Source organism: Halovivax limisalsi (assembly GCF_023093535.1).
Classification (GTDB): Archaea; Halobacteriota; Halobacteria; order Halobacteriales; family Natrialbaceae; genus Halovivax; species Halovivax limisalsi.
On the sequence record NZ_CP095757.1, the window covers coordinates 187,631 to 207,430 of the forward strand.

Annotated in this window: 16 protein-coding genes; 9 read left to right on the forward strand and 7 right to left on the reverse strand. The window is 67.3% G+C overall.

Annotated features, from left to right (window positions below; all coding sequences use genetic code 11):
- Positions 1 to 204: 204 nt before the first annotated feature.
- On the reverse strand, positions 205 to 1,338 hold the full coding sequence (locus MXA07_RS00805; protein ID WP_247730152.1) for an NAD/NADP-dependent octopine/nopaline dehydrogenase family protein: 1,134 nt from the start codon (positions 1,336 to 1,338) through the stop codon (positions 205 to 207).
- Between the two features lie 276 nt (positions 1,339 to 1,614).
- On the opposite strand from MXA07_RS00805, the gene MXA07_RS00810 reads away from it, so the two are divergent.
- Complete coding sequence (locus tag MXA07_RS00810; RefSeq protein ID WP_247730153.1) at positions 1,615 to 2,781, forward strand: MFS transporter; 1,167 nt, start codon at positions 1,615 to 1,617, stop codon at positions 2,779 to 2,781.
- 20 nt (positions 2,782 to 2,801) lie between these two features.
- Here the strand turns inward: MXA07_RS00810 and MXA07_RS00815 are convergent, their stop codons facing one another.
- Complete coding sequence (locus tag MXA07_RS00815) at positions 2,802 to 3,695, reverse strand: NAD(P)-dependent oxidoreductase (protein WP_247730154.1); 894 nt, start codon at positions 3,693 to 3,695, stop codon at positions 2,802 to 2,804.
- Positions 3,696 to 3,806: 111 nt separating this feature from the next.
- Positions 3,807 to 4,253 carry a universal stress protein gene (locus MXA07_RS00820; protein ID WP_247730155.1) on the reverse strand — a complete coding sequence of 149 codons (447 nt, stop codon included), beginning with the start codon at positions 4,251 to 4,253 and terminating at the stop codon, positions 3,807 to 3,809.
- Between the two features lie 164 nt (positions 4,254 to 4,417).
- On the opposite strand from MXA07_RS00820, the gene MXA07_RS00825 reads away from it, so the two are divergent.
- The gene (locus tag MXA07_RS00825) at positions 4,418 to 5,584 is read left to right on the forward strand and encodes an NAD(P)/FAD-dependent oxidoreductase (RefSeq protein WP_247730156.1); all 1,167 of its coding nucleotides are present in this window, start codon (positions 4,418 to 4,420) and stop codon (positions 5,582 to 5,584) included.
- A 141-nt stretch (positions 5,585 to 5,725) separates the two neighbouring features.
- On the opposite strand, the gene MXA07_RS00830 is transcribed toward MXA07_RS00825, so the two are convergent.
- Positions 5,726 to 6,739: a threonine ammonia-lyase gene (locus MXA07_RS00830; protein WP_247730157.1), complete on the reverse strand. Its 1,014-nt coding sequence runs from the start codon at positions 6,737 to 6,739 to the stop codon at positions 5,726 to 5,728.
- Between the two features lie 654 nt (positions 6,740 to 7,393).
- Between MXA07_RS00830 and MXA07_RS00835 the strand changes: the two genes are divergently transcribed.
- The 6 genes from MXA07_RS00835 to MXA07_RS00860 all read left to right on the forward strand — a co-directional run bounded on the left by MXA07_RS00835 (position 7,394) and on the right by MXA07_RS00860 (position 16,001).
- Entirely contained in the window at positions 7,394 to 8,536 is a 1,143-nt protein-coding gene (locus tag MXA07_RS00835; RefSeq protein WP_247730158.1) for a pyridoxal phosphate-dependent aminotransferase, read from the forward strand.
- Between the two features lie 304 nt (positions 8,537 to 8,840).
- Positions 8,841 to 10,736, forward strand: coding sequence for an ABC transporter substrate-binding protein (locus MXA07_RS00840; RefSeq protein WP_247730159.1), 1,896 nt, complete (start codon positions 8,841 to 8,843; stop codon positions 10,734 to 10,736).
- 26 nt (positions 10,737 to 10,762) lie between these two features.
- Positions 10,763 to 11,752 (forward strand): ABC transporter permease, encoded by a 990-nt coding sequence (locus MXA07_RS00845; protein ID WP_247730160.1) that lies wholly within the window; start codon positions 10,763 to 10,765, stop codon positions 11,750 to 11,752.
- Positions 11,749 to 12,660: an ABC transporter permease gene (locus tag MXA07_RS00850; RefSeq protein ID WP_247730161.1), complete on the forward strand. Its 912-nt coding sequence runs from the start codon at positions 11,749 to 11,751 to the stop codon at positions 12,658 to 12,660. Before MXA07_RS00845 ends, MXA07_RS00850 begins: the two co-directional genes overlap by 4 nt.
- Positions 12,661 to 14,727 carry a dipeptide ABC transporter ATP-binding protein gene (locus tag MXA07_RS00855; protein WP_247730162.1) on the forward strand — a complete coding sequence of 689 codons (2,067 nt, stop codon included), beginning with the start codon at positions 12,661 to 12,663 and terminating at the stop codon, positions 14,725 to 14,727.
- 11 nt (positions 14,728 to 14,738) lie between these two features.
- The gene (locus MXA07_RS00860) at positions 14,739 to 16,001 is read left to right on the forward strand and encodes an MFS transporter (RefSeq protein ID WP_247730163.1); all 1,263 of its coding nucleotides are present in this window, start codon (positions 14,739 to 14,741) and stop codon (positions 15,999 to 16,001) included.
- A gap of 561 nt (positions 16,002 to 16,562) precedes the next feature.
- Here MXA07_RS00860 and MXA07_RS00865 read toward each other — a convergent pair.
- The 3 genes from MXA07_RS00865 to MXA07_RS00875 all read right to left on the reverse strand — a co-directional run bounded on the left by MXA07_RS00865 (position 16,563) and on the right by MXA07_RS00875 (position 18,737).
- Positions 16,563 to 16,949: a MaoC family dehydratase gene (locus MXA07_RS00865; protein WP_247730164.1), complete on the reverse strand. Its 387-nt coding sequence runs from the start codon at positions 16,947 to 16,949 to the stop codon at positions 16,563 to 16,565.
- Positions 16,950 to 17,023: 74 nt separating this feature from the next.
- Entirely contained in the window at positions 17,024 to 18,112 is a 1,089-nt protein-coding gene (locus tag MXA07_RS00870) for a DUF7957 family protein (RefSeq protein ID WP_247730165.1), read from the reverse strand.
- Positions 18,113 to 18,320: 208 nt separating this feature from the next.
- Positions 18,321 to 18,737 (reverse strand): universal stress protein, encoded by a 417-nt coding sequence (locus tag MXA07_RS00875; protein ID WP_247730166.1) that lies wholly within the window; start codon positions 18,735 to 18,737, stop codon positions 18,321 to 18,323.
- A gap of 168 nt (positions 18,738 to 18,905) precedes the next feature.
- On the opposite strand from MXA07_RS00875, the gene nucS reads away from it, so the two are divergent.
- Positions 18,906 to 19,733, forward strand: a complete 828-nt coding sequence (nucS, locus tag MXA07_RS00880; protein ID WP_247730167.1) for an endonuclease NucS — start codon at positions 18,906 to 18,908, stop codon at positions 19,731 to 19,733.
- Positions 19,734 to 19,800 lie beyond the last annotated feature (67 nt).

Below are 19,800 nucleotides of genomic sequence, written 5' to 3' on the forward strand. Positions count from 1 at the left end.
GCAGGGCTCGCGCTCCTGGCACGCCAGCGTGCGCGCGTTCGATCGTGCGCGCCAGGTCGGCCGCGCGGTCCGCGACGGTCGCCCGTTCTCCGATCGGCGACTGGCCGCTTCCGGCGCCAGCGGGGCCGCGTCCGGACCGTTCGTCGACCGCTGCGCTACGCGCGCTGTCACCCACCGAATGCAGAAAGAGAACGCGGAGGCCGGTTATTCGCCGCCGACGAGCGCCTGCATCTCCTCGCTGGAGAGCCCGTCGAGGCCGAGTTCCTCGGCCGTCAGGCCCTCCGCCTCGAAGTCGGTGCCCGTCGCGACCGACAGCAGGTGGATCATCGAATCGAGCGTCGGACACGCGATCCCGAGTTCGTCACAGATCGACGCCATCGGGACGAGCCCGTAGGGGACGTCCTCCGTGATGTACCGGAATTCGAGGCTCGTCGGGCCGAGTCCGGACTTGTGAATCGGGCTCTCGCCGAGCAGCTCCATGATCGTCTCGCCCTCGCACACCTCGTACATGTCGTCGACGAGGTCCGGGAGCGACGGGATGTCGAGGTCGAGTCCGTCGCCCAGCGCCAGGCGCTCGCCGTCGAGCGACGTGATCAGGCGTTCGACGGCGGGCGTGAGGCCGTCGCCGTAGAAGCGGTATTCGTCGCCGCGATCGATGTGGGTGAGGTTGAACAGCGAGATCGTCGTGTGCATCGGGACGTTGAGGTTGGTCAGGTTGACCTCGAAGATGTCCCGCGCCGGGTTGAACTGCACGTCCGGATTGAACGCCGAATTGAGCTGGTCGGCGACGCGGTCGGTCTCGGTGGCGGGCACCGCCGCGATCGGGACGTTCGCCTTCACGCCGTGAATGTCGACCGTCGCCGGGTCGTGGCTCCGGCCGGGGAACGGCGAGATCGAGGCGCCGGCGATGGTGACGTCGGCCGTCACGCCGGCTTCCTCGAAGATCTGGCGCATCCGGAGGCTACCGAAGTTGTCGGTTCCGACGACGATCGTCTGGCCGTCCTCGACGGCGTCGGTGAGTTCGTGCGCGAAGTGTTCGTGACCGTAGGCCGGGACGACGAGGAAGATGACGTCTCGGCCGGCGATTCCCTCGGCCACGCTCGTCGTCGCCGCGTCGGGGTCGATCTCGGCGAAGCCGGTCGCGGATCCCTCGACCTCGATCCCGCCCGCGTCGGCGATCTCGTCGACCTTGTCGCCGCTGCGCCCGACGATCGAAACGTCACATCCCTGCAGGCCGAGGAACCCGGCGAAGGCGTGTCCCTGGCTCCCCGCACCGAGCACCGCGACGCTGAGGGGGTCCGTCTCCGTGTCTTCACTCTCATCGGCTGTTGCTGCCATACCGGTTGCTCACGTGCGGACCATTAATAGATTGTGGATTTTAGAGTGGGAAGCATTACTTTTCACCAGCATAATCCGCGAATATCTAATGATTGCAATCGAAGCGGCGCACCACTGCGGGGGCTGCCGAACGCCGGTTCGGCGAACCCGGTTTCGAGCGGCCGTCGCCAGCGCGCCGTTACACCGCGCCGGTTCGCGGGGCGCCCCCGGATCGGTCGCGGTCGCCGGCGGTCGGGAGACGGTATACATATACGTGTCATCTCGGTACGTCCGGACGTGCTGGACCGCATCGGACGACTCGGGGATCGATCGACCCGATTGATCGTCGTCCTCTCGTTCGGCTGGTTCCTCACCCAGCTCGGCCGCCAGGCGCTGCCGCCGCTCCTGCCCACGATCATCGAGCAGTTTTCGGTCTCGCCCGGCGCCGCGGGGTTCGTGCTGACGGCGCTGTCGGTGCTCTACGCCGCCGCGCACTACCCGGGCGGTCGACTGTCGGATCAGCTCTCGCGCAAGCCGGTGCTGGCGGCGGGGATCGGGCTGATGGTCGCGGGATTCGTCGCGCTCGGATTTGCGCGGACGTACGCGGCGTTGCTCCTCTCGGTCGTCAGCGTCGGAATCGGTGCCGGCCTCTACTTCATCACGATGCGCGTGGTCGTCTTCGACCTGGCGCCGTCGAATCAGGGGTGGGCGATCGGCGTGAACATGGCCGCGGGTAACGTGGGAGCGATCCTCGCCGCCGGCCTCGTCGCGTTCGTGCTCACGGGCGACACCTGGCAGTCGGTGTTCGTCGCCATCGCGGCCGGCCTGGTGGTGACGCTCCTCTGTCTCCACCGCATGCTCTCCGAACCGGTCAGCCTCGGCCGCGTCGAACTACACGCCCTCGAGACGATCCGGCGCGTGTTCGGAACGGCGCGCATTCGCCGGCTCGTCGTCGCGTACTCGCTCGTCGTCTTCGTCTGGCAGGGCGGCATCGGCTTCCTGCCGACGTTCCTCCAGGCGACCAAGGGGTTCTCCCCGGCGCTGGCCAGCGGCGGGTTCGCCTTCGTCTGGTTCGTCGGCATCGTGTTCATGCCGATCTCCGGGACCCTGAGCGACCGGTTCTCCCGCATGTCCGTCACCGTCAGCGCGATTTTCGCCTGCGGGGTCGGGGTGCTCTGGCTGGTCGTCGCCGGCAGCGCGCCGGCGGTCTTCGCCGCGATCGCGGTGTTCGGAGCCGGGTTGATGTCCTTCCCGTCCGCGATGCAGGCGTACCTGCTCGACATCTTCCCGTCCGGCAACGTCGGCGGCGACTTCGGCGTGTTCAAGACGATCTACACGGGCGTGGGCGCGTTCGGGCCGACGTCGGTCGGCGTGCTCGCGGGTCGCGTCGGCTACTCGATCGCCTACCTGACGCTCCTGGCCTGTCTCGCCGTCGCGCTCGTCATCCTCTACCGGACGGGCTGAGCCGAGTGTGGATCCGGCCCTTAGCTGTCGCGAAGGGTGACGCCGGCCAGTTCCTCGAGCACCTTGACGACCGCCGTGTTCGCCTCGCGACCGTAGCCCATCGCGACGGCGGCCTTGAAGTGCTCCTGGGCCGTCTTCGTCGCGGGCATCGGGGCCTCGTAGGCGTCGCCGGCGTCGGTCGCCAGGCACAGGTCCTTGTACTGGTACTCGGCGAAGAACCCGGGGTCGAACTCGCCCGCGATCATGTCCGCGGCGCGATTGTCGAGCATCCAGCACGAGGCGGTCCCGTCGCGGACGGCGCCGAGGACGGCCTCGAGATCGGCGTCGGCCGTCGCCGCGAACACCAGCGCCTCGCAGATGCCCTGCATCGTCACCGAGACGATGATCTGGTTGCACACCTTGGTCACCTGGCCCGAGCCGGGGCCGCCGCAGTAGGTAATCGTCTCGCCCAGCGTCTCGAGGATCGGCCGGCAGGTCTCGAACACCGCCTCGTCGCCGCCGACCATGATCGAGAGCGTCCCCGCCGCGGCGCCCTCCGTCCCGCCGCTGACCGGCGCGTCGAGCATCGCGGCGCCGACCTCCTCCAGCGCCGACGCGACGCGCCGGCTCGCCACGGGCGAGATCGTCGACGTGTCGACGAGGACCGTCCCCGAATCGAACCCGTCGACGAGCCCCGATTCGCCGAGGGCGACCGCCTCGAGCGCGTCCGAGTCCGGCAGGCAGGTGACGACGACGTCCGACCGGTCGGCGACGGCGCGTGGCGAGGCGGCCGCCGTCGCGCCGTAGGCCTCCACGGCCTCGACCGGTTCCGGCGAGCGGTTGTGGACGACGACGTCGTACCCCGCGTCGACGAGATTCTCCGCCATCGGTTTCCCCATGTTCCCGAGCCCGACCACACCGATAGTTGGTGGCATGGCTCACGCGTTCAGCCCCGGTCGGTAAAATAGTAGCGTCCGTTCGATCGTCGCGTCCTTCGACGGACCGGTCGACGGATGGTCCGTTCGGTCGAATCGTCGGTCGCCCGCTCACTCCCCGCGCATGACCGTCACCACCGGTCGGTCGGCGTGCAGCAGGAGCGATTGGGTGGTGCTTCCGAACAGCGCCTTCCCGACGGGGGTCCGCTTCCGGCCACCGATGACGATGAAGCGGGCGTCGTGGTCGTCGGCGAGCGCGAGGACCATCTCGGTCGGGTCGCCGACCTCGCCGGTCGGCGTCACGCGCGCCTCGTCGTAGTCGCCGAGCGTCGCCTCGACGACGTCCGCCGCGAGCTCCTCGGCGTCGGTGATGGCGTTGTCGAGGTAGTACGACGGGTTGTCGTCGGATCCGCCGCCGGACTGGCGCTCCTGGAACTCCTCGTCGGGAATCACGTGGAGGACGTGGAGGTCCTCGTCGTACGTCTCCGCGAGGTCGTAGGCCGTTTCCACGACGGGATCTACCTCTCGGGTCCCGGAGACCGCGGCGATGATAACCATGCGGCCGAGAATGTGAGCAGGGAGTCTTAAAAGTTCGTGTCGGCCGAGCCCGCGATCGCGACGGTGGCGGCGGTGACGGCCGACTGCGGTCCCGGCCGGCACCGAGCGCGTCGGCGCGGCCCGACTCCGAACCCTTAATGCGGTGGATTAGAGACTGCGTGGCAATGCCTTCGGACGTTGACGTGGCGATCGTCGGTGGCGGCGTCGTCGGGACGAGCATCGCGTACCACCTCGCCGATCGCGACGCGATCGACGTCGCCCTCTTCGAGCGGGACCAGCTCGGGAGCGGCACCACGAGCAAAGCGGCGGGCGGCGTCCGGAACGTCTTCTCGCACCCGATGCAGATCGCGGCCGGCACGCGCAACCTCGCGTTCTACCGGCGGTTCGGCGAGGAGACGGGCGTCGAACTCGACGTGGCGGAGACGGGCTACCTCTATCTCGTGCACGACGAGGCGGAGCGACGGGAGTGGGCCGACCGCCGGGATCAGCTTCGAACGCACGACGTGGAGACCCGACTGATCGACGCCGACGCGGTCGCCGAGCGGTTCCCGCCGATCGACCCCGAGGCGGTCGAGGGCGGCTTCTTCGCCCCGGAGTGCCTCCACCTCGATCCGTACACCGCCACGCAGGGATTCGCCACCGCCGCCCGCGAGCGCGGGGCGACCATCGAGACGGGGACGCCGGTGGAGTCGGTGACCGTCGACGACGGCTCGGTGACGTCGGTCACCACGAGCCGGGGGACGGTCGAGGCCGAGTACGTGATCAACGCGGCGGGGCCGTGGGGCGTCGAACTGGCCGCGTCGGTGGGACTCGACCTGCCGATCACGCGCTCGGCGCGCCGGATCGCGGTCACGGAGTCGGTGACGGACGCGGCGAGCCCGCTGGTCATCGATCGCGACAGTCGGTGTTACTTTCGAACCGAGGCCAACGGGTCGATGCTGTGTTGCGACCTCGACGGGGACGTCGAGGACGTCGACGATCCGACGGCGGTCCAGGGCAGCGGCGTCGACCTCGACTACCAGTTCGACGCGCTCTCGAAGGTGAGCGAACTCGTCCCCGCCGTGGAGGACGTGGGCGTGGTCAACGGCTGGACCGGCGTCCAGACCCACACGCCGGACGGCCACCCGATCCTGGGGCCGACCGAGATCGACGGGTTCGTGCTCGCGTCGGGCTTCAACGGCCTCGGCGTCATGCTCGCGCCGACGATCGGCCGCGCGTTCGCCGAGCGAATCGTCGACGGATCGACCGACGCGATCGACCTCGATCGCCTCGGTCCGGATCGATTCGACCGGCCGCCGGCGGATCGGATCGAACCGGAACGGCTCGCCTGAGCGGTGGCCAGTCGGACCGACCGGTGATCGAAGCGTTGCGTGCGATCGGGCCCGGCGGTGATCGATCCGTTCCGGCCGGGAAACTGGAAGACGGTCAACGGAAGGACAGATGCAGTCTGGAGCGACGACCGGTGACGACGCTCACTCGGCGAGGATCGACGCGAGTTTCGACGCCGAGAGGTTCCGGCCGCTGATCGGGAGCACGACCGTCCGGTCCGCGAGCCGGTCGCGGCGGGCGTAGGCGCCGGCGACGCTCGCCGCGCCCGCCGCCTCCGCCAAGACGTGTTCGTCACACACGAGTCGCCGGACGGCGTCGCGGAGGTCGGCGTCGGAGACGCGGACGAGATCCGTCAGGTGGTCCCGCAGCACGGACATGGTCAGTTCGAACGGCGTGCCGACGGCGATCCCCTCGGCGAACGTCGTCACGTCGTCGATCGGGTCCATGCCACCGTCGTGCCAGGCGCGGTAGGCGGCGTCGGCGCCCTCGCTCTGGACGCCGATCACGTCAGCGCCGGCGAGTTCGCCGGCCGTCAGGCAGTACCCCGAGGCGTAGCTCCCGCTCCCGACGGGCGAGAAGACGACGTCGACGTCCGGCAGCTCCTCGACGACTTCGAGCCCGGCGGTCGCCACGCCGGCGACGATCTGGGTCTCGTTCGCCGGGTGGACGAACCGAAACCCCTCCTCGTCCGCCCGCCGGTTCGCCCACGCGAACGCCTCGTCCATCGAGTCGCCGTGGTGGCGGACCGTCGCCCCGAGGGCCTCCATCGCGCGCACTTTCGACTCGTTTGCCTCGTTCGGGACGACGATTTCGACGGGGACGCCGAGCTCCCGCCCGGCGTAGGAGATCGACTGACCGTGGTTGCCCGTACTCGCCGTGATCAGCTTCGAGACGGATTCCCGTCGGGCGAGGTGGGCGGCGAGCACCAGTCCGCCGCGGAGTTTGAACGCCCCCGTGGGCAGGGTGTCGTCCCGCTTGAGGTAGACGTCCGCGTCGAGTTCCGCGGAGAGGAAGTCGCTGTAGACCAGCGGCGTCTTCGGAACGTGCTCGCGGATCGTCTGGCGAGCGCGAAAGATGTCCGCGGTGGTCGGACGATCGGGGATCGTCGACGGTACGTCGGCGGTCGAGTCCATAAGCGTCGCGCTGTTGTCGCTCATTCGTATAGAGGGCGCCAACGGCGGACAATCAATCTTCCCCCGAACGCCGTCGGCCGGGAACCGGGGCCGACGATCGGACTGCTTCGAACGGGAACGTCGACCGCCGGCGGGTGTGCCGGGCTGGGCTGGCATCCGCCCCAGCGCCGTATCCGGTCGCCGGTCCGTCCCCGGTCGAGGGACGTGCCGCGGCCGTGACCGATGAGTTAGGTCGTCGAGCGGGCCGGCGCGGTTGGCACCGGGCCGAGCGACCGACTCGCAATCACGCCCGTTGAACTGCTGCTCGACGCCGTCAGTCCGCGCCAGTGAACACAATCGCGGTGTGTTCAACCATCCGTCCGTGGGCGAAACCCGATCGCCGGGATCGGCCACGGGATGGGCTCCCTGTCCGGGCCGAATCGGGTTCGAAGAAACGCCCGACGGATTTGAACGGGCGCGGGCGAGGCGGCAGGCACGCCCGGTGGTAGCAGGGACCGAGTCCTTTATCATACTCTTCGCGAAACAGGTCGGTCGGACGGTGCGATCGGTCGGACTGCGCGACGGTGGCCCGACCGGTTCGGATCGGTCGTCGGGACCGGCTCGGCGACCAAGGCCCCGGCCGGCGTCCACCCGATCCGGTCACGCGCGGCGACGCCGATCGCGCGCCCGCAATCAGCCATGCAAGCCACACTGAGAACCCGACGGACGGCGCCGAGCGCGACGCTTTCGATCAGCGAACTGGCCGCGACGGTCGAGGCCGACGGTCACGACGTAATCGACCTCAGCCTCGGCCAGCCCGACTTCCCGACCCCCGAGCACATCGTCGCCGCGGGGAAGGCGGCGATGGACGACGGCCACACCGGCTACCCGCCGGCCCAGGGGATCGAACCGCTCCGCGACGCGATCGCCGACCGGTTGCGCGAGGACGGCATCGCCCGCGACCCCGACGAGATCATCGTCACGCCGGGGGCCAAACAGGCCGTCTTCGAGGCCGTACAGACGCTCGTCGATCCGGGCGACGAGGTCGTCCTCCTCGATCCGGCGTGGGTGAGCTACGAGCCGATGGTCTCGCTGGCCGGCGGGTCGACCACGCACGTGGATCTGACGGGCCACGACTTCCAGCTCGAGCCGGCGCTCGAAGCGCTCGGCGACGCGGTATCCGACGAAACCGCCGTCATCATCCTCAACTCGCCGTGCAATCCGAGCGGGGCGGTCTTCTCCCGGCGCGCGCTGTCGGGGGTGCGAGACCTCGCCGTCGACCACGACGTCTCGATCATCTCCGACGAGATCTACGACCGCATCACGTACGACGTCGAGCCCGTCAGCCCGGCGTCGCTGGACGGACTGGCCGATCGAACCGTGACCGTCAACGGATTCTCGAAGTCGTACTCGATGACCGGGTGGCGACTCGGCTACCTGTGCGCCCCGGACTCGATCGTGACGGAGGCCATGAAAGTCCAGGCGCACTCGGTCTCCTGCGCCCCCAACTTCGTCCAACACGCGGGCGTCGAAGCGCTCCGAGGGGACGACGACGCGATCGCAGAGATGCGCGCGACGCTCCGCGAGCGCCGGAACGTGATCGTCGACGCGTTCGCCGAGCACGGCGTCGACATCGCGGCCCCGGACGGCGCGTTCTACCTGCTCGTACCGACCCAGGGCCACGACGAGTGGGCCGAGACGGCCCTTCGAGAGGCCCACGTCGCGACCGTGCCCGGTTCGGCGTTCGGCACGCCCGAGTACGCTCGCCTCTCCTACGCCAACAGCGCGGATCGACTCGCCGAAGCCGTCGATCGACTCGCGGGCGCCGGGTTGCTCGACTGAGAGGGGCGACTCGCGCTCCCTCACCCGAACGGAACCGTCGATCCGCCCGGCAGTTTGCCGGGCGGCGTCAGTACCGCGAGATGAAGCCCCGAGTCGGGCCGTCGTCGTAGCGCGTGGATCCCGCCCGCCCGAACTCAGCAGCCGGCGAACACCGCCTCACGAATATATTAAATCTCTGCCCGTAAATACAATGGAAAACCTCAGTTAGGGCGGGAGAAGGTTTAAGTGATGAGGCTACTCTCTAACGGATGCGCTAGAAGTTAGCAACCAAGACAATGATGTGGCAACCACCGGTATAATGACGATGGAGGACATTCCCAAAAAGATCGACAGGCGCGACGTATTACAAATGATCGGCGTCTCTTCAGGTGCCGCCGTCGCCGGCTGCCTCGGCGGTGACGGCGCGGACGAGAGCTGTGAGATCCCGGACGGCGTCGAGGGATCCGTCGAGACCAAGTACTACAACGAGTGGGAAGGCGGTCGACACGAGAACGATATGGGGTACAAGATGACCGCCGAACCCTGCGCGACGGTCGGCGAGTTCCCGGTCGAGTTTACCCCGGAGCGAACGTCGTGGATGGGCGAGTACGCCCGCATGATCGCCCGCGGTGCCAGCGACCTCGGGCTCAACGGCGAAACCGTCAGTAACCCGTTCTCGCTGCTCGTGGAAGGGTGGGTCAACAAGGGCCTGAATTACCCGGTGGTGATGATCGCACAGGCGCCCGAACCCCAGCGTGCGGCCGACCCGCACGCGTTCCTCGGCCGGAAGATCTGCGGCCGGTCGAACAACTTCCAGAACTACTGCAACCCCGAGATGACCGAGCTGGTCCAGAAACAGCTCGCCGAGACGGATCAGGAAGCCCGGATGGAACTCGTCCACGAGGGCCAGAAGCTGTGGGCCGAAGACGAAGTGCAGGGCTGGACGTACTTCCCGCCCGTCCTGAGCCCGGTCAACACGGCCGATTTCGAGGGGTTCTACCCGATGCCGGGCGCCGGCGTCACGAACGATTACTACCCATGGAGCTTCGTGACGATCCAGCCGACGGGCGATCGCACGACGTTCATCAAGGGCACCCAGCGCGAGATGAATCGACCGAACTTCATGTGGTCGACCTCCGACGCCGCGTCCATCTGGATGACGCTCGTCTGGGACAGCCTGTACGACATCGGCCCGAACCTCGAGGTCATCCCCGGACTGGCTACCAGCGCCGAGTTCACCGACGACACGACGGTCAGGGTGGAGCTGCGCGACGGCGTCACCTGGCACGACGGCGAGCCGTTCAGCGCGGAGGACGTCGTCTGGACGACGGAGGCGTTCATGGATCCGCCCGCGTCGAACGTTGCCGCCTATTGGGACAACCTGGACGAGGAGAACCCGGTCGAGATCGTCGACGACTCGGGCGCGGGAACCGTCGAATACAATCTGAAATCGACGGACGCCCGCTTCCTCACCCAGGGGATGGTCCGCAACGTCATGCTCCCCAAGCACCGGTGGGAGGACGCGTCGAATCCGGCCGACTTCTCGCCGGATCCGCCGATCGGGACGGGGCCGTTCAAGTGGGAGAGCTGGGATCCCGGCACGCGCCTCGAGTTCTCGTCGTACAAGGACAACTGGTTCTGGAGCGACGACTTCCAGCAGGAACACCTCGGCGACGACTACACCGAGGGGCCCGGCATCGACAACCTGGTGTTCGTCAACACCGGCAACATCGACTCGACCATCGGCGCGATGGAGCAGGGCGACATCGACGCGATCTCGGGCACGCTCTCGGTCTCGCAGGCCGAGCGGGCGTCCGAGGGCGAGGGTCGCGGCCTGGTCGAGGCCGAGAACTTCGTCGGCGTCAACACTTCCGTCGACCACACCATTCCCCTCCTGCGCGACAAGGAGTTCCGCATCGCCTTCTGTCGGCACTCCTGGAGCGTCGAGCAGTTCGTCGAGGACGTCATGCAGGGGTACGGAACCGTCTCGAAGTCGAACAACCCCATCGTCGACAGCTCGCCGTGGTACACCGACGACACCGTCCCGCGCGAGTACGACATCGAGAAGGGCAAGGAGATCCTCCGGAAGGCCGGCTACACCTGGAATAACGGAGATCTGCAGTATCCGGGCGGCGAGGCCTGGGAGGCGTTCGTCGAGCGGGTCCAGCCCGAAAACACGAACATGCGCCGCGAGGAACTCGGTCAGCCGGACTTCTCCTAACGACCGAGATCCACACTTCGAACACAATGAACAAGTTACAGAGATTTATACTAAAGCGCGTCACCGTCTCGATAGCGCTGGCGGTCGTCGCCGTGTCGATCATCTTCTTCATCCTTCGAGCGCTGCCCGGATCGCCGTACACGAGCATGTTGCTGAGCAACCAGCTCAGCCCGGAGCAGGTCGAAGCGCTGAGAGCACAGTACGGGCTGGACGAGCCGATCCACGTTCAGTACCTGAGATACGTCTCGTCGCTGCTCACCGGGGAATTCGGCTACTCGATACAGTCCGGGGCGCCGGTCTGGGAGGTCATCAGGCCGAAGCTCGTCAATTCGCTCGTGTTGCTCATCCCGTCGCTGGTCTTCACCGCGATCGTCAGTTCCCTCATCGGCATGTACGCCGGCTGGAAGCGAGGGTCGCGCCTCGAGCGCGCGAGCATCCTGCTCGGGACCACCTTCCGGTCGACGCCGATCTTCATCACGGGCATCTTCCTGCTGATGATCTTCTCGTACCAGCTCGGGTGGTTCCCCACGTTCGGCATGCGCGATCCGATCGCCAATCCGGACGGATGGCAAGAGACGTTCCTCTCGATGGACTTCGCACACCACTACGTGCTGCCGTTCGTGACGGCGGCGCTGGTCTACAGCGGCGACTTCCTGCTGCTCGCACGAAACGGCGTCGTGGAGCGACAGGGGTCGGCGTTCCTGAAGCTCCACCGCGCGAAGGGGCTCTCCGAGGGCGAACAGCTCCTTCGGGCCGGGCGGAACTCGATGCTCCCCCTGATCACGTACTTCGCGATCCGGATGGGGATGATCTTCCAGGGGATGATCCTGCTGGAGGTCGTCTTCGCCTGGCCGGGCATCGGCCGCCAGCTCGTCATCGCGATCATCGACCAGGACTATCCGACGGTCCAGGCGGCGGTGTTCCTGATGGCGCTGGCCGTGATCATCGCGAACCTGATCGCGGACCTGCTGTACGGCTACTTCGACCCGACGATCAACATGGGTGATACCGAATGAGCACGATGGACGCGATGGAGAATCCGCTTCGGTCGGTCAAAGAGCGCAGCAGCTGGGTCCTGAAGCAGTTGAAGATACTGTCGCAGGACCGCGGCGCGTTCATCAGCATGATCATCCTGGGCGTCTTCGTCTTCCTCGGCCTCTTCGGCCCGCACATCGCCCCGCACCACCCGATCGAACACACGATGCGGCAAGGCGCGTCCGTGATGCGCCTCGAATCGCCGAGCCTCGCCGCGCCCTTCGGGACGACCCAGTACGGCAAGGACGTCTTCAGTCAGTTCCTGACCGGGGCGCGTCCGACGCTGATCGCGGGCGTCGTCGGCGGGCTGTTCGCGGCCGCGTTCGGGTTCCTCGTCGGGCTGACGGCGGGCTACTTCGGCGGCTGGGTCGACGAAGTGCTGATGCGCTTTACCGACCTCGCGTTCGCGCTACCGGGGCTGCCGCTGGTGATCCTGATCCTCTCGTTCGTCGAGCCCAGCGTCTGGCTGATCTCGGTCGCGTACCTGGCCATCATCTGGAAGCAGACGGCGCGCGTCCTGCGCTCCGAGGTGATCACGGTGAAAGAGCGGACGTTCGTGAAAGGCGCCCGCGCCAGCGGCGCCGGACACCTGCGAACGATGTTCGTCCACGTCGCGCCGAACGTCCTGCCGATCGGCTTCCTCTACGGCGCCTACAGCGTCGGGTGGGCCATCTACGGGCAGGCCGGCATCGCGTTCCTCGGCTTCGGCGACCCGTCGACGACCAGCTGGGGTCGGATGCTCCGCCAGGCGTTCGACTCGGGGTCGATGCGCGAGGCCTGGTGGTGGGTCATCCCGCCGGCGCTCGGCATCGCGCTCGTCTGCGTCGCCGTCTTCTTCATCGGCCGGGCGTACGAAGAGATAGTCAATCCGGAGATCAGTGAGGCATAAATGACGCTACTCGACATCGACAATCTATCGGTCCGATATCGCACCGGCGACGACTACATCCACGCCGTCAGCGACGTCTCGCTCTCCATCGACGAGGGAACGAACTACGGCCTCGTCGGCGAGAGCGGCAGCGGGAAGTCCACCATCGCCGACGCGATCTTGCAACTCCTCCCGTCGTCGGCCAAGGTGGACAGCGACGGCGTCCTGTTCGACGGCGTCGATCTCATCGACGCGGACTCGAAGACGAAACAGAAGCTGCTCTGGGAGGATATCGCCTTCATCCCGCAGGACGCGATGGACGCGCTCGACCCGGTGATGTCCTGTGGCGACCAGATCGTCCAGGCCATCCGAAAGCACCGGGACGTCTCCCGCGAGGACGCCCGCGAGCGGACCAGGGAGGTGTTCGACATCGTGGGGATCGATCCGGACCGCATCGACGAGTACCCCCACCAGTTCAGCGGCGGGATGCGCCAGCGCGTCACGATCGCGATGGCGATGGCGCTCGACCCGAAGCTCATCATCGCGGACGAGCCGACGACCGGCCTCGACGTCATCGTCCAGGACAAGATCCTCGACAAGATCGACGAGGTCCAGCAGCGAACGGGCAGTTCGCTCCTGATGATCACCCACGACATCGGGGTCGTCTCAGAGCTCTGCGACGAGCTGACCGTCCTCTACGGCGGGAAGACGATGGAGCAGGGCCGGACGGACGACGTGCTCGACAAGCCGACGAACCCGTACACGATGGGGCTGAAGAACTCGTTCCCGGACATCGGCTCGCACGACGAGAGTCTGGTCTCCATCCCGGGATCGCCGCCCGAACGCCGCGGCGAGCTGGACGGCTGCGTCTTCCGCGCCCGGTGCCCGTTCGCGACCGAGGAGTGCGAAGCCGCCCACCCGCCGCTGCACGAGGACGCGGAGACGGGACAGCGTTCGGCGTGTCACTATCAGTCCGACGCGGCGGACCTCCGCGAGCAGGCGACCGATCCGACGGTCTGGGGCATCGAGTCCGCAGACGAGTACGCCGAGTTCGACGCGACGTCGGAGCCGGTCATCGAGACTCGAGACCTACAGAAGTGGTTCTCGACCGGGCAGTCGCTCATGGATCAGATCCGCGGTCGGGAACCGAACTACGTCAAGGCGGTCGACGGGGTCGACCTGACGGTCTCGAAGTCGGAAATCGTCGGGCTCGCCGGGGAGAGCGGCTGCGGAAAGAGTACCCTCGGCATGACGATGGTCCGCCTCGAGGAGCCGACGGGCGGCACCATCGAGTTCAACGGCGAGGAACTCGAGGCGCTGCGCGGCGGCGAACTCAAGGAGTTCCGACGACAGGCACAGATCATCTTCCAGGACCCCTTCGACTCGCTCAACCCGCGCCAGACCGTCCGCCAGATCGTCAAAGAGCCCCTCGATATCCACGACATCGAGAGCGACCGCGACGGCAGCCGCGAGCGGGAGGTCATCCAGACGCTCGAAGACGTCGGGCTCACGCCGCCGGAGCGCTTCCTGTCGAAGCGACCCCACGAGCTCTCGGGCGGGGAGCGCCAGCGCGTCGCGGTCGCCCGGGGGCTCGTCCTCCGGCCGGACCTGCTCATCTGCGACGAGCCGGCCTCGATGCTCGACGTCTCGCTGCGCGTCGGATTGTTGAACCTGATGCGAAAACTCGCGCGCGAGAACGACATCGGGATCCTCTACATCTCCCACGACCTCTCGAGCCTGGCGTACGTCGCCGATCGGCTCGCGATCATGTACCTCGGCAACATCGTCGAGATCGGCGAGACGGGCGACGTGCTCGAGCACGCCTACCACCCGTACACGTCCGCGCTACTCGCCGCCTGGCCGCAGAAAGATCCGCTGAAAAAACGGAATCGCGTGCTGCTGCCGGGCGAACCGCCGGATCCCATCGACCTGGAAGCGGGGTGTAACTTCGCCCCCCGCTGCCCGCACGCCCAGGACGACTGCTGGGAGAACGATCCGGCGTTGACGGACACGTCGAGCGACGGCGATCACCGGAAGGCGTGTCACCACCCGATGGAACTGGGCGAGGACGTGACCGACCTGCTATGAGCCCGTAGCGCATGGGCCGGGTACCGTTCTCGGAGTGGCTAGCGGTCGCCAATCCCCGCCGCGTCGGGCTGATCAGCGGCGCGCACGCGATGAACGAGTTCTTCAGCGTCGCGCTGCCGCCGATACTGCCGCTGCTCGTCGCGGAGTTCCAGTTCGATTACGCGGCCGCGGGCTTCCTGCTAACCGTCTTCTTCGCCGCCTACTCCATCTGCCAGCTGCCGGTCGGCATCGTCGCCGATCGGGTGGGAAAACGGCCGCTGATCGCCGTCAGCACGATCGGACTCGTCGTCGGCGTCCTGATCGCCAGCCAGGCGGACTCCTACGCGCAACTCGTCGTCGCACAGCTCGTCTCGGGCGTGAGCGGCAGCGCGTACCACCCCGCCGGGATGGCCCTCATCAGCGACATCGAATCGGGCGACACGGAGGGGCGCGCGATGGGGATCCACGGCCTCGGCGGCATCGTCGGGGTCGCGCTCGCGCCCGTCGTCATCGGCGGCGTCAGCGAACTCTCGACCTGGCGGACGGCCCTGATCGCGGCGGGCGGGCTCGGCGTGGTCTTTACGGCCGTCTTCCTCCTCTGGTATCCGGACCGGGAGGACGCGGAAGCGGCCGAGGAGCGCTCGGATTCGGGCGATCGGGTGGAACCCGACGGGGCCGGCGGCGTCGAGACCCGTTCGTGGGTCGCGCTCCTCGGGCAGCCGGCGACGCTGAAGTTCGTCATCCTCCTGTTCGCGATGCACGCGCTCGTCTCGGCGGAGATACGCGCCTTGCACAGCTTCACGACGGCCTTCGCCTACGGGCGCACCAGCGACTCGACGCTCGCTGCGAACGTCGTCTTCCTCGCGCTGCTCCTCGGGAGCGGGGTCGCCTCGCTCCTGGCCGGGTCGCTGTCCGACGTCGTCGACCGGCGGACCCTCGGCGCGTCCGCCGGCGTCGCCGCGGCGGTCCTCTTCTCGTTCGTCGCGATCGTACCCGCGACCCTTGGCGCGCTCTCGGCGTTCTTCTTCGCGATCGGGCTTGTGCTGTACATGAAAACGCCGGCCATGAACGCGATCACCGCCCAGTTCTCGGACCCGGCCTCGAGCGGGAGCCTGTTCGGCGTCATGACGACGGCCAGCGCACTGGGCGGCGCCGCGGCTCCGACCGTCTTCGGCGTCATCGCCACCGAAGCGAACGACGAGGTCGCGTTCGCCTCGATCGGCGCGGTCAGCGTCGTCACCGTGATCGTGTTCCTCCTGGTTCGGCGCGTGGACCCCGACCCGGCCGCTCGATAGCGGCCACGGCGGAGAGCGAGGGCGTTGTCCTCGGTTCCCTGCGACGCGCGTTCGTTCTCGATCGGTGCGAGGAGTCGAAATCGAAGAAGGCCGATAGTATTGTTTAATTCTATCAATAGTGTCGGTGGGCGGTCGATCCCGTCGCCGGCGACTCCTGCCGACGGTCGAAACGTCCGTAAATCATCGAATCAGACGATTGAAATCGGATTTTACGGATACCCCGGTGTGAAAGGCGGGATCACTGTACTAACCGCCGGTATGATTTCGAGACGGGCCGTCGCAGCCGGTTATCGTCCGGAGAGTACTGATATCGGAATCGATCAGTCGGAGTCGGAGCCGACCCGCCGGCCGACCGTGACGGTGGTCCGAGGCCAGCACCTAAAATGTATATTTTTCACAATATAATACGCCGATATCCCGATCGATCGGTCGCGACGCGGTCGACACCGCGGTTTCAGGAGCAACGGGCCAGATCGGTCGGTGACTGATACGCACGACAACCAGCCGGTTCGGCGGTCGAACCGCCCCGCGTACCGAATCTGTCGGACGGTGTGCGCGGCGTTACTCGTCCGCCGTGACGAGGCCCTCGATCGATCCCGTCAGCACGGGTTCGCCGGCCGCGTTCTCACAGACGACGTCCGTGGTGAACTCGCACCGATCGCCGTGATCCGCGACCGACTCGACGGTCAGCGAACACGTGATCCGTTCGCCCGTGTAGACCGGCCGGTGAAAGTCGAACGCGACGGACCGGCCCAGCGCTTGAAGGTCGCCGCCGATCTTCGTGGGCAGGGTCGCCGTCAGCAAGCCGTGGACCATCACGCGCCCGTCGTCGTCCGGCTCGGTGTGGCGAGGTTGGGCGTCGCCGGAGAGGTCGGCGAACGCCCGCACCTCCTCGACCGTGAACGTCCGCTCGAATACGCGCGTCTCGCCCTCGGCGATCCGGTCCATCGTGGCTCTCGTACGGCTCCGACGGCCGAACCAATAAGAATAGTGGCAGAGTCGGCGGCGTGGCATGGATACCGTTATTTCCGCACGGTACGATTCAGATGGGTCCCCGTTACGAGATCGATCTGGTACTCCATCCCCTTCCAGTCGGCGGCCCACAGCTCGCCGTTTCGTTCCGCGATCCGGACGTACGGATTCTCGTCGCCGGCGGGCCCGGTCGTCGACTCGATCGTCCAGCGGAGGGTGCCGTCCGACTCGAACGCCCGAACGTTGCACGACTCGTAAGCGGGGTCGTCGCTATCGAAGCGGACGACGATCAACTCGTCGACCACCCTGACGGCCTCGATCGGGCCAGGAAGGTCTCGCTCGAGGGCCCCGATTCGGACTGTTCGGCCGTCGTAATCGACGTCAATCATCGTGATAGCGCTCGCTGGTTCTGGATGGTCGCGTTCGAGAGTCGATCTCGCAGTTCGAACTCCGGGACGTAACCCCTCATCTCTACACCGTGGCCACGGACGGTCCTCAGCAGCCCGTACAGTAAGTGGGATCGAGCGGATGGACAAAATAGTTCCCCTCCCTAGATACCTTTTTACTCGATCTCGCCATCGGCCCAGGTTCCGTTCGTCGTCGACCCGGACGCGCACGAGTTCGACGTCCTCGTTGCGAAACGCCGGCCCGATCATCTCGCGAGGAACGCAGAGATCGGTCCCGATCTCACCAGCGTCGAGTGACGCGAACGGATCCTCGAAGGCAGATTCCAGCTGATCCGCGCGCTCGTCGGGGTCGACGGACGCAGCCGACTCGTGAAAGTCGGCCTCGGTCGGCGGCGCCCAGCCGACCTCGTCCCAGGGGCGCTCGCTCTCGACGACGAACCAGAAGAAGTAGCCCTGGTACCAGCCCCGACGAAAATCGGCGTAGTACTGGTCACCCTCCTCGTGCGGGTTATGTAGCTTCTGTTGCTCCTCGATCGAAGCCGGTAACACCTCGATAACCTCGTCGAAGTTCCCGACGACTTCCGGGACCGCCTCGATCGGTTCGAGGATCACGCCCGGGTCGTCGTACACCGCGAGAATCCCGCCGAGCGTTTCACCGGCACCGGTCGTCATCCCCTCGAGGACGCCCAGGCCCGCCTCGACCCGGGCGTGGGAGAACCCGGCCGTGCGCAACTCCTTCGAGACCTGGTTGAAGACACCGCCGACCTCGATCGCCTCCGCTTCGGCCGTCCCGACGCCGTCGACGATCTCGTGGCGATCGTCGGCCTGGACGGTGACGGAGGTTCCCTTGAAGATGTCCGCGAACGTTGTGGAAGCGTTAGTTGGAAGCTCCCGTTCGGTCAGGAGAAACGACTCTATCGGTCAGAAATCGACTGACCGCCTACCGAACGACGGTGACGGGCATGGGCGCCCGCCGCACGACCTGTTCGGCCACGCTGCCGAGCAGGACGCGGGCCATCCCGTCGCGGCCGTGATTGCCGACCACGACGTGGTCGACGTCGTGCTCCTCCGCGTACTCGACGATCTCGCGGGCGGGTTCGCCGACGGCGACCTCGGTCCGGAGGTCGACCTCGCCCGGGTCGAGGACGGCCTCGACCTCCGCCGAAAGGTCCGTCCGGGTCTCCTCGCGCAGCTCTTTGAGTTTCTCGCGGGTGAACTCGACGCCCGCGTCGATCAGGCCGTCGGGGCGGTCGAGCACGCGCAAGAGGACGATCTCCTCGTCCTCGAAGGTTCGGACCGCGTGTTCGAGGGCTTTCTGGGCGGGATCGGAGCCGTCGAAGGCGACGAGTACCGTCATGGCTCGCCATTTGCCGGCCGGGGCCATAGCGGTTCGGTTCGAGCGGCGACGGGTGAGCCGGGTCGGCAGCGCGAGACCCGCCGACGGTCGACCGCGTCGCAAGCGCCCGGCCGCCGGCGTTGCGATGGCCGGCACGCCGCTTTTGCGCCGTTCCGGGCTAACGGGCCCGTGACGCCGCAACTGCTGGAGGAACGCGTCCGGACGCTCACCCGTCCGTCCCTGGCGGCCGCCGAAGACGCGATCACCGACGCCATCGAACGCGGGGCGCTCCTGACCGCCGTCGGTCGCTGTACCGTCGAGTACGATGGACGCGCCGCGAGCACCCTCGGCGCAGGCGACCGGCACCTGATGATCAAACCCGACGGGACGGTGATGGTCCACACCGACGAGGGGCGCCAGCCCGTCAACTGGCAGCCGCCCGGCTGTACCTGCGCGGTCGAGCGAGACGGGGACGGCGGGCCGAACGATCGACGGACTGGCGACGGTCGGATCGAGGACGGACGAAGCGAGACCGGGGGAGCCGACGACCGACTGGTCATCCGCTCGACGCGCTCCTCGCCGGACGAAGCGCTGTCCGTCTCGTTCGAACGCGTCTTCCAGGTGTCGGCGTTCGACCTCACGGACGAGGCGGAACTCGCCCTCACCGGCACGCACGAGGACCTGAGACGGCGCGTCCTCGCCGACCCTGATCTCGTCGAACCGGGCGTTTCCCCGATCGCGACCGAGCGCGACACCGCCGCCGGCGCCGTCGACATCTACGGCGAGGACGCCGACGGGAACCCGGTCGTCCTCGAACTCAAGCGCAGCCGGGCCGGCCCCGACGCGGTCGGCCAGCTCGACCGCTACGTCGCGGCCGTCGACCGCGAGCCCGATGTCGATGGGCCGGTCAGAGGCGTCCTCGTCGCGCCGTCGGCGACCGACCGCGCCCGCCGGATGCTCGAGGAGCGACGACTGGAGTTCGTCGCGCTGGAACCCGAGGCGGACGGACGGCGCTGACCGCCTTCACTCGGGCGGAAACGACGGTACTCAGAGCGGAGCCATCACTCCGGAGAATCCCTCACCC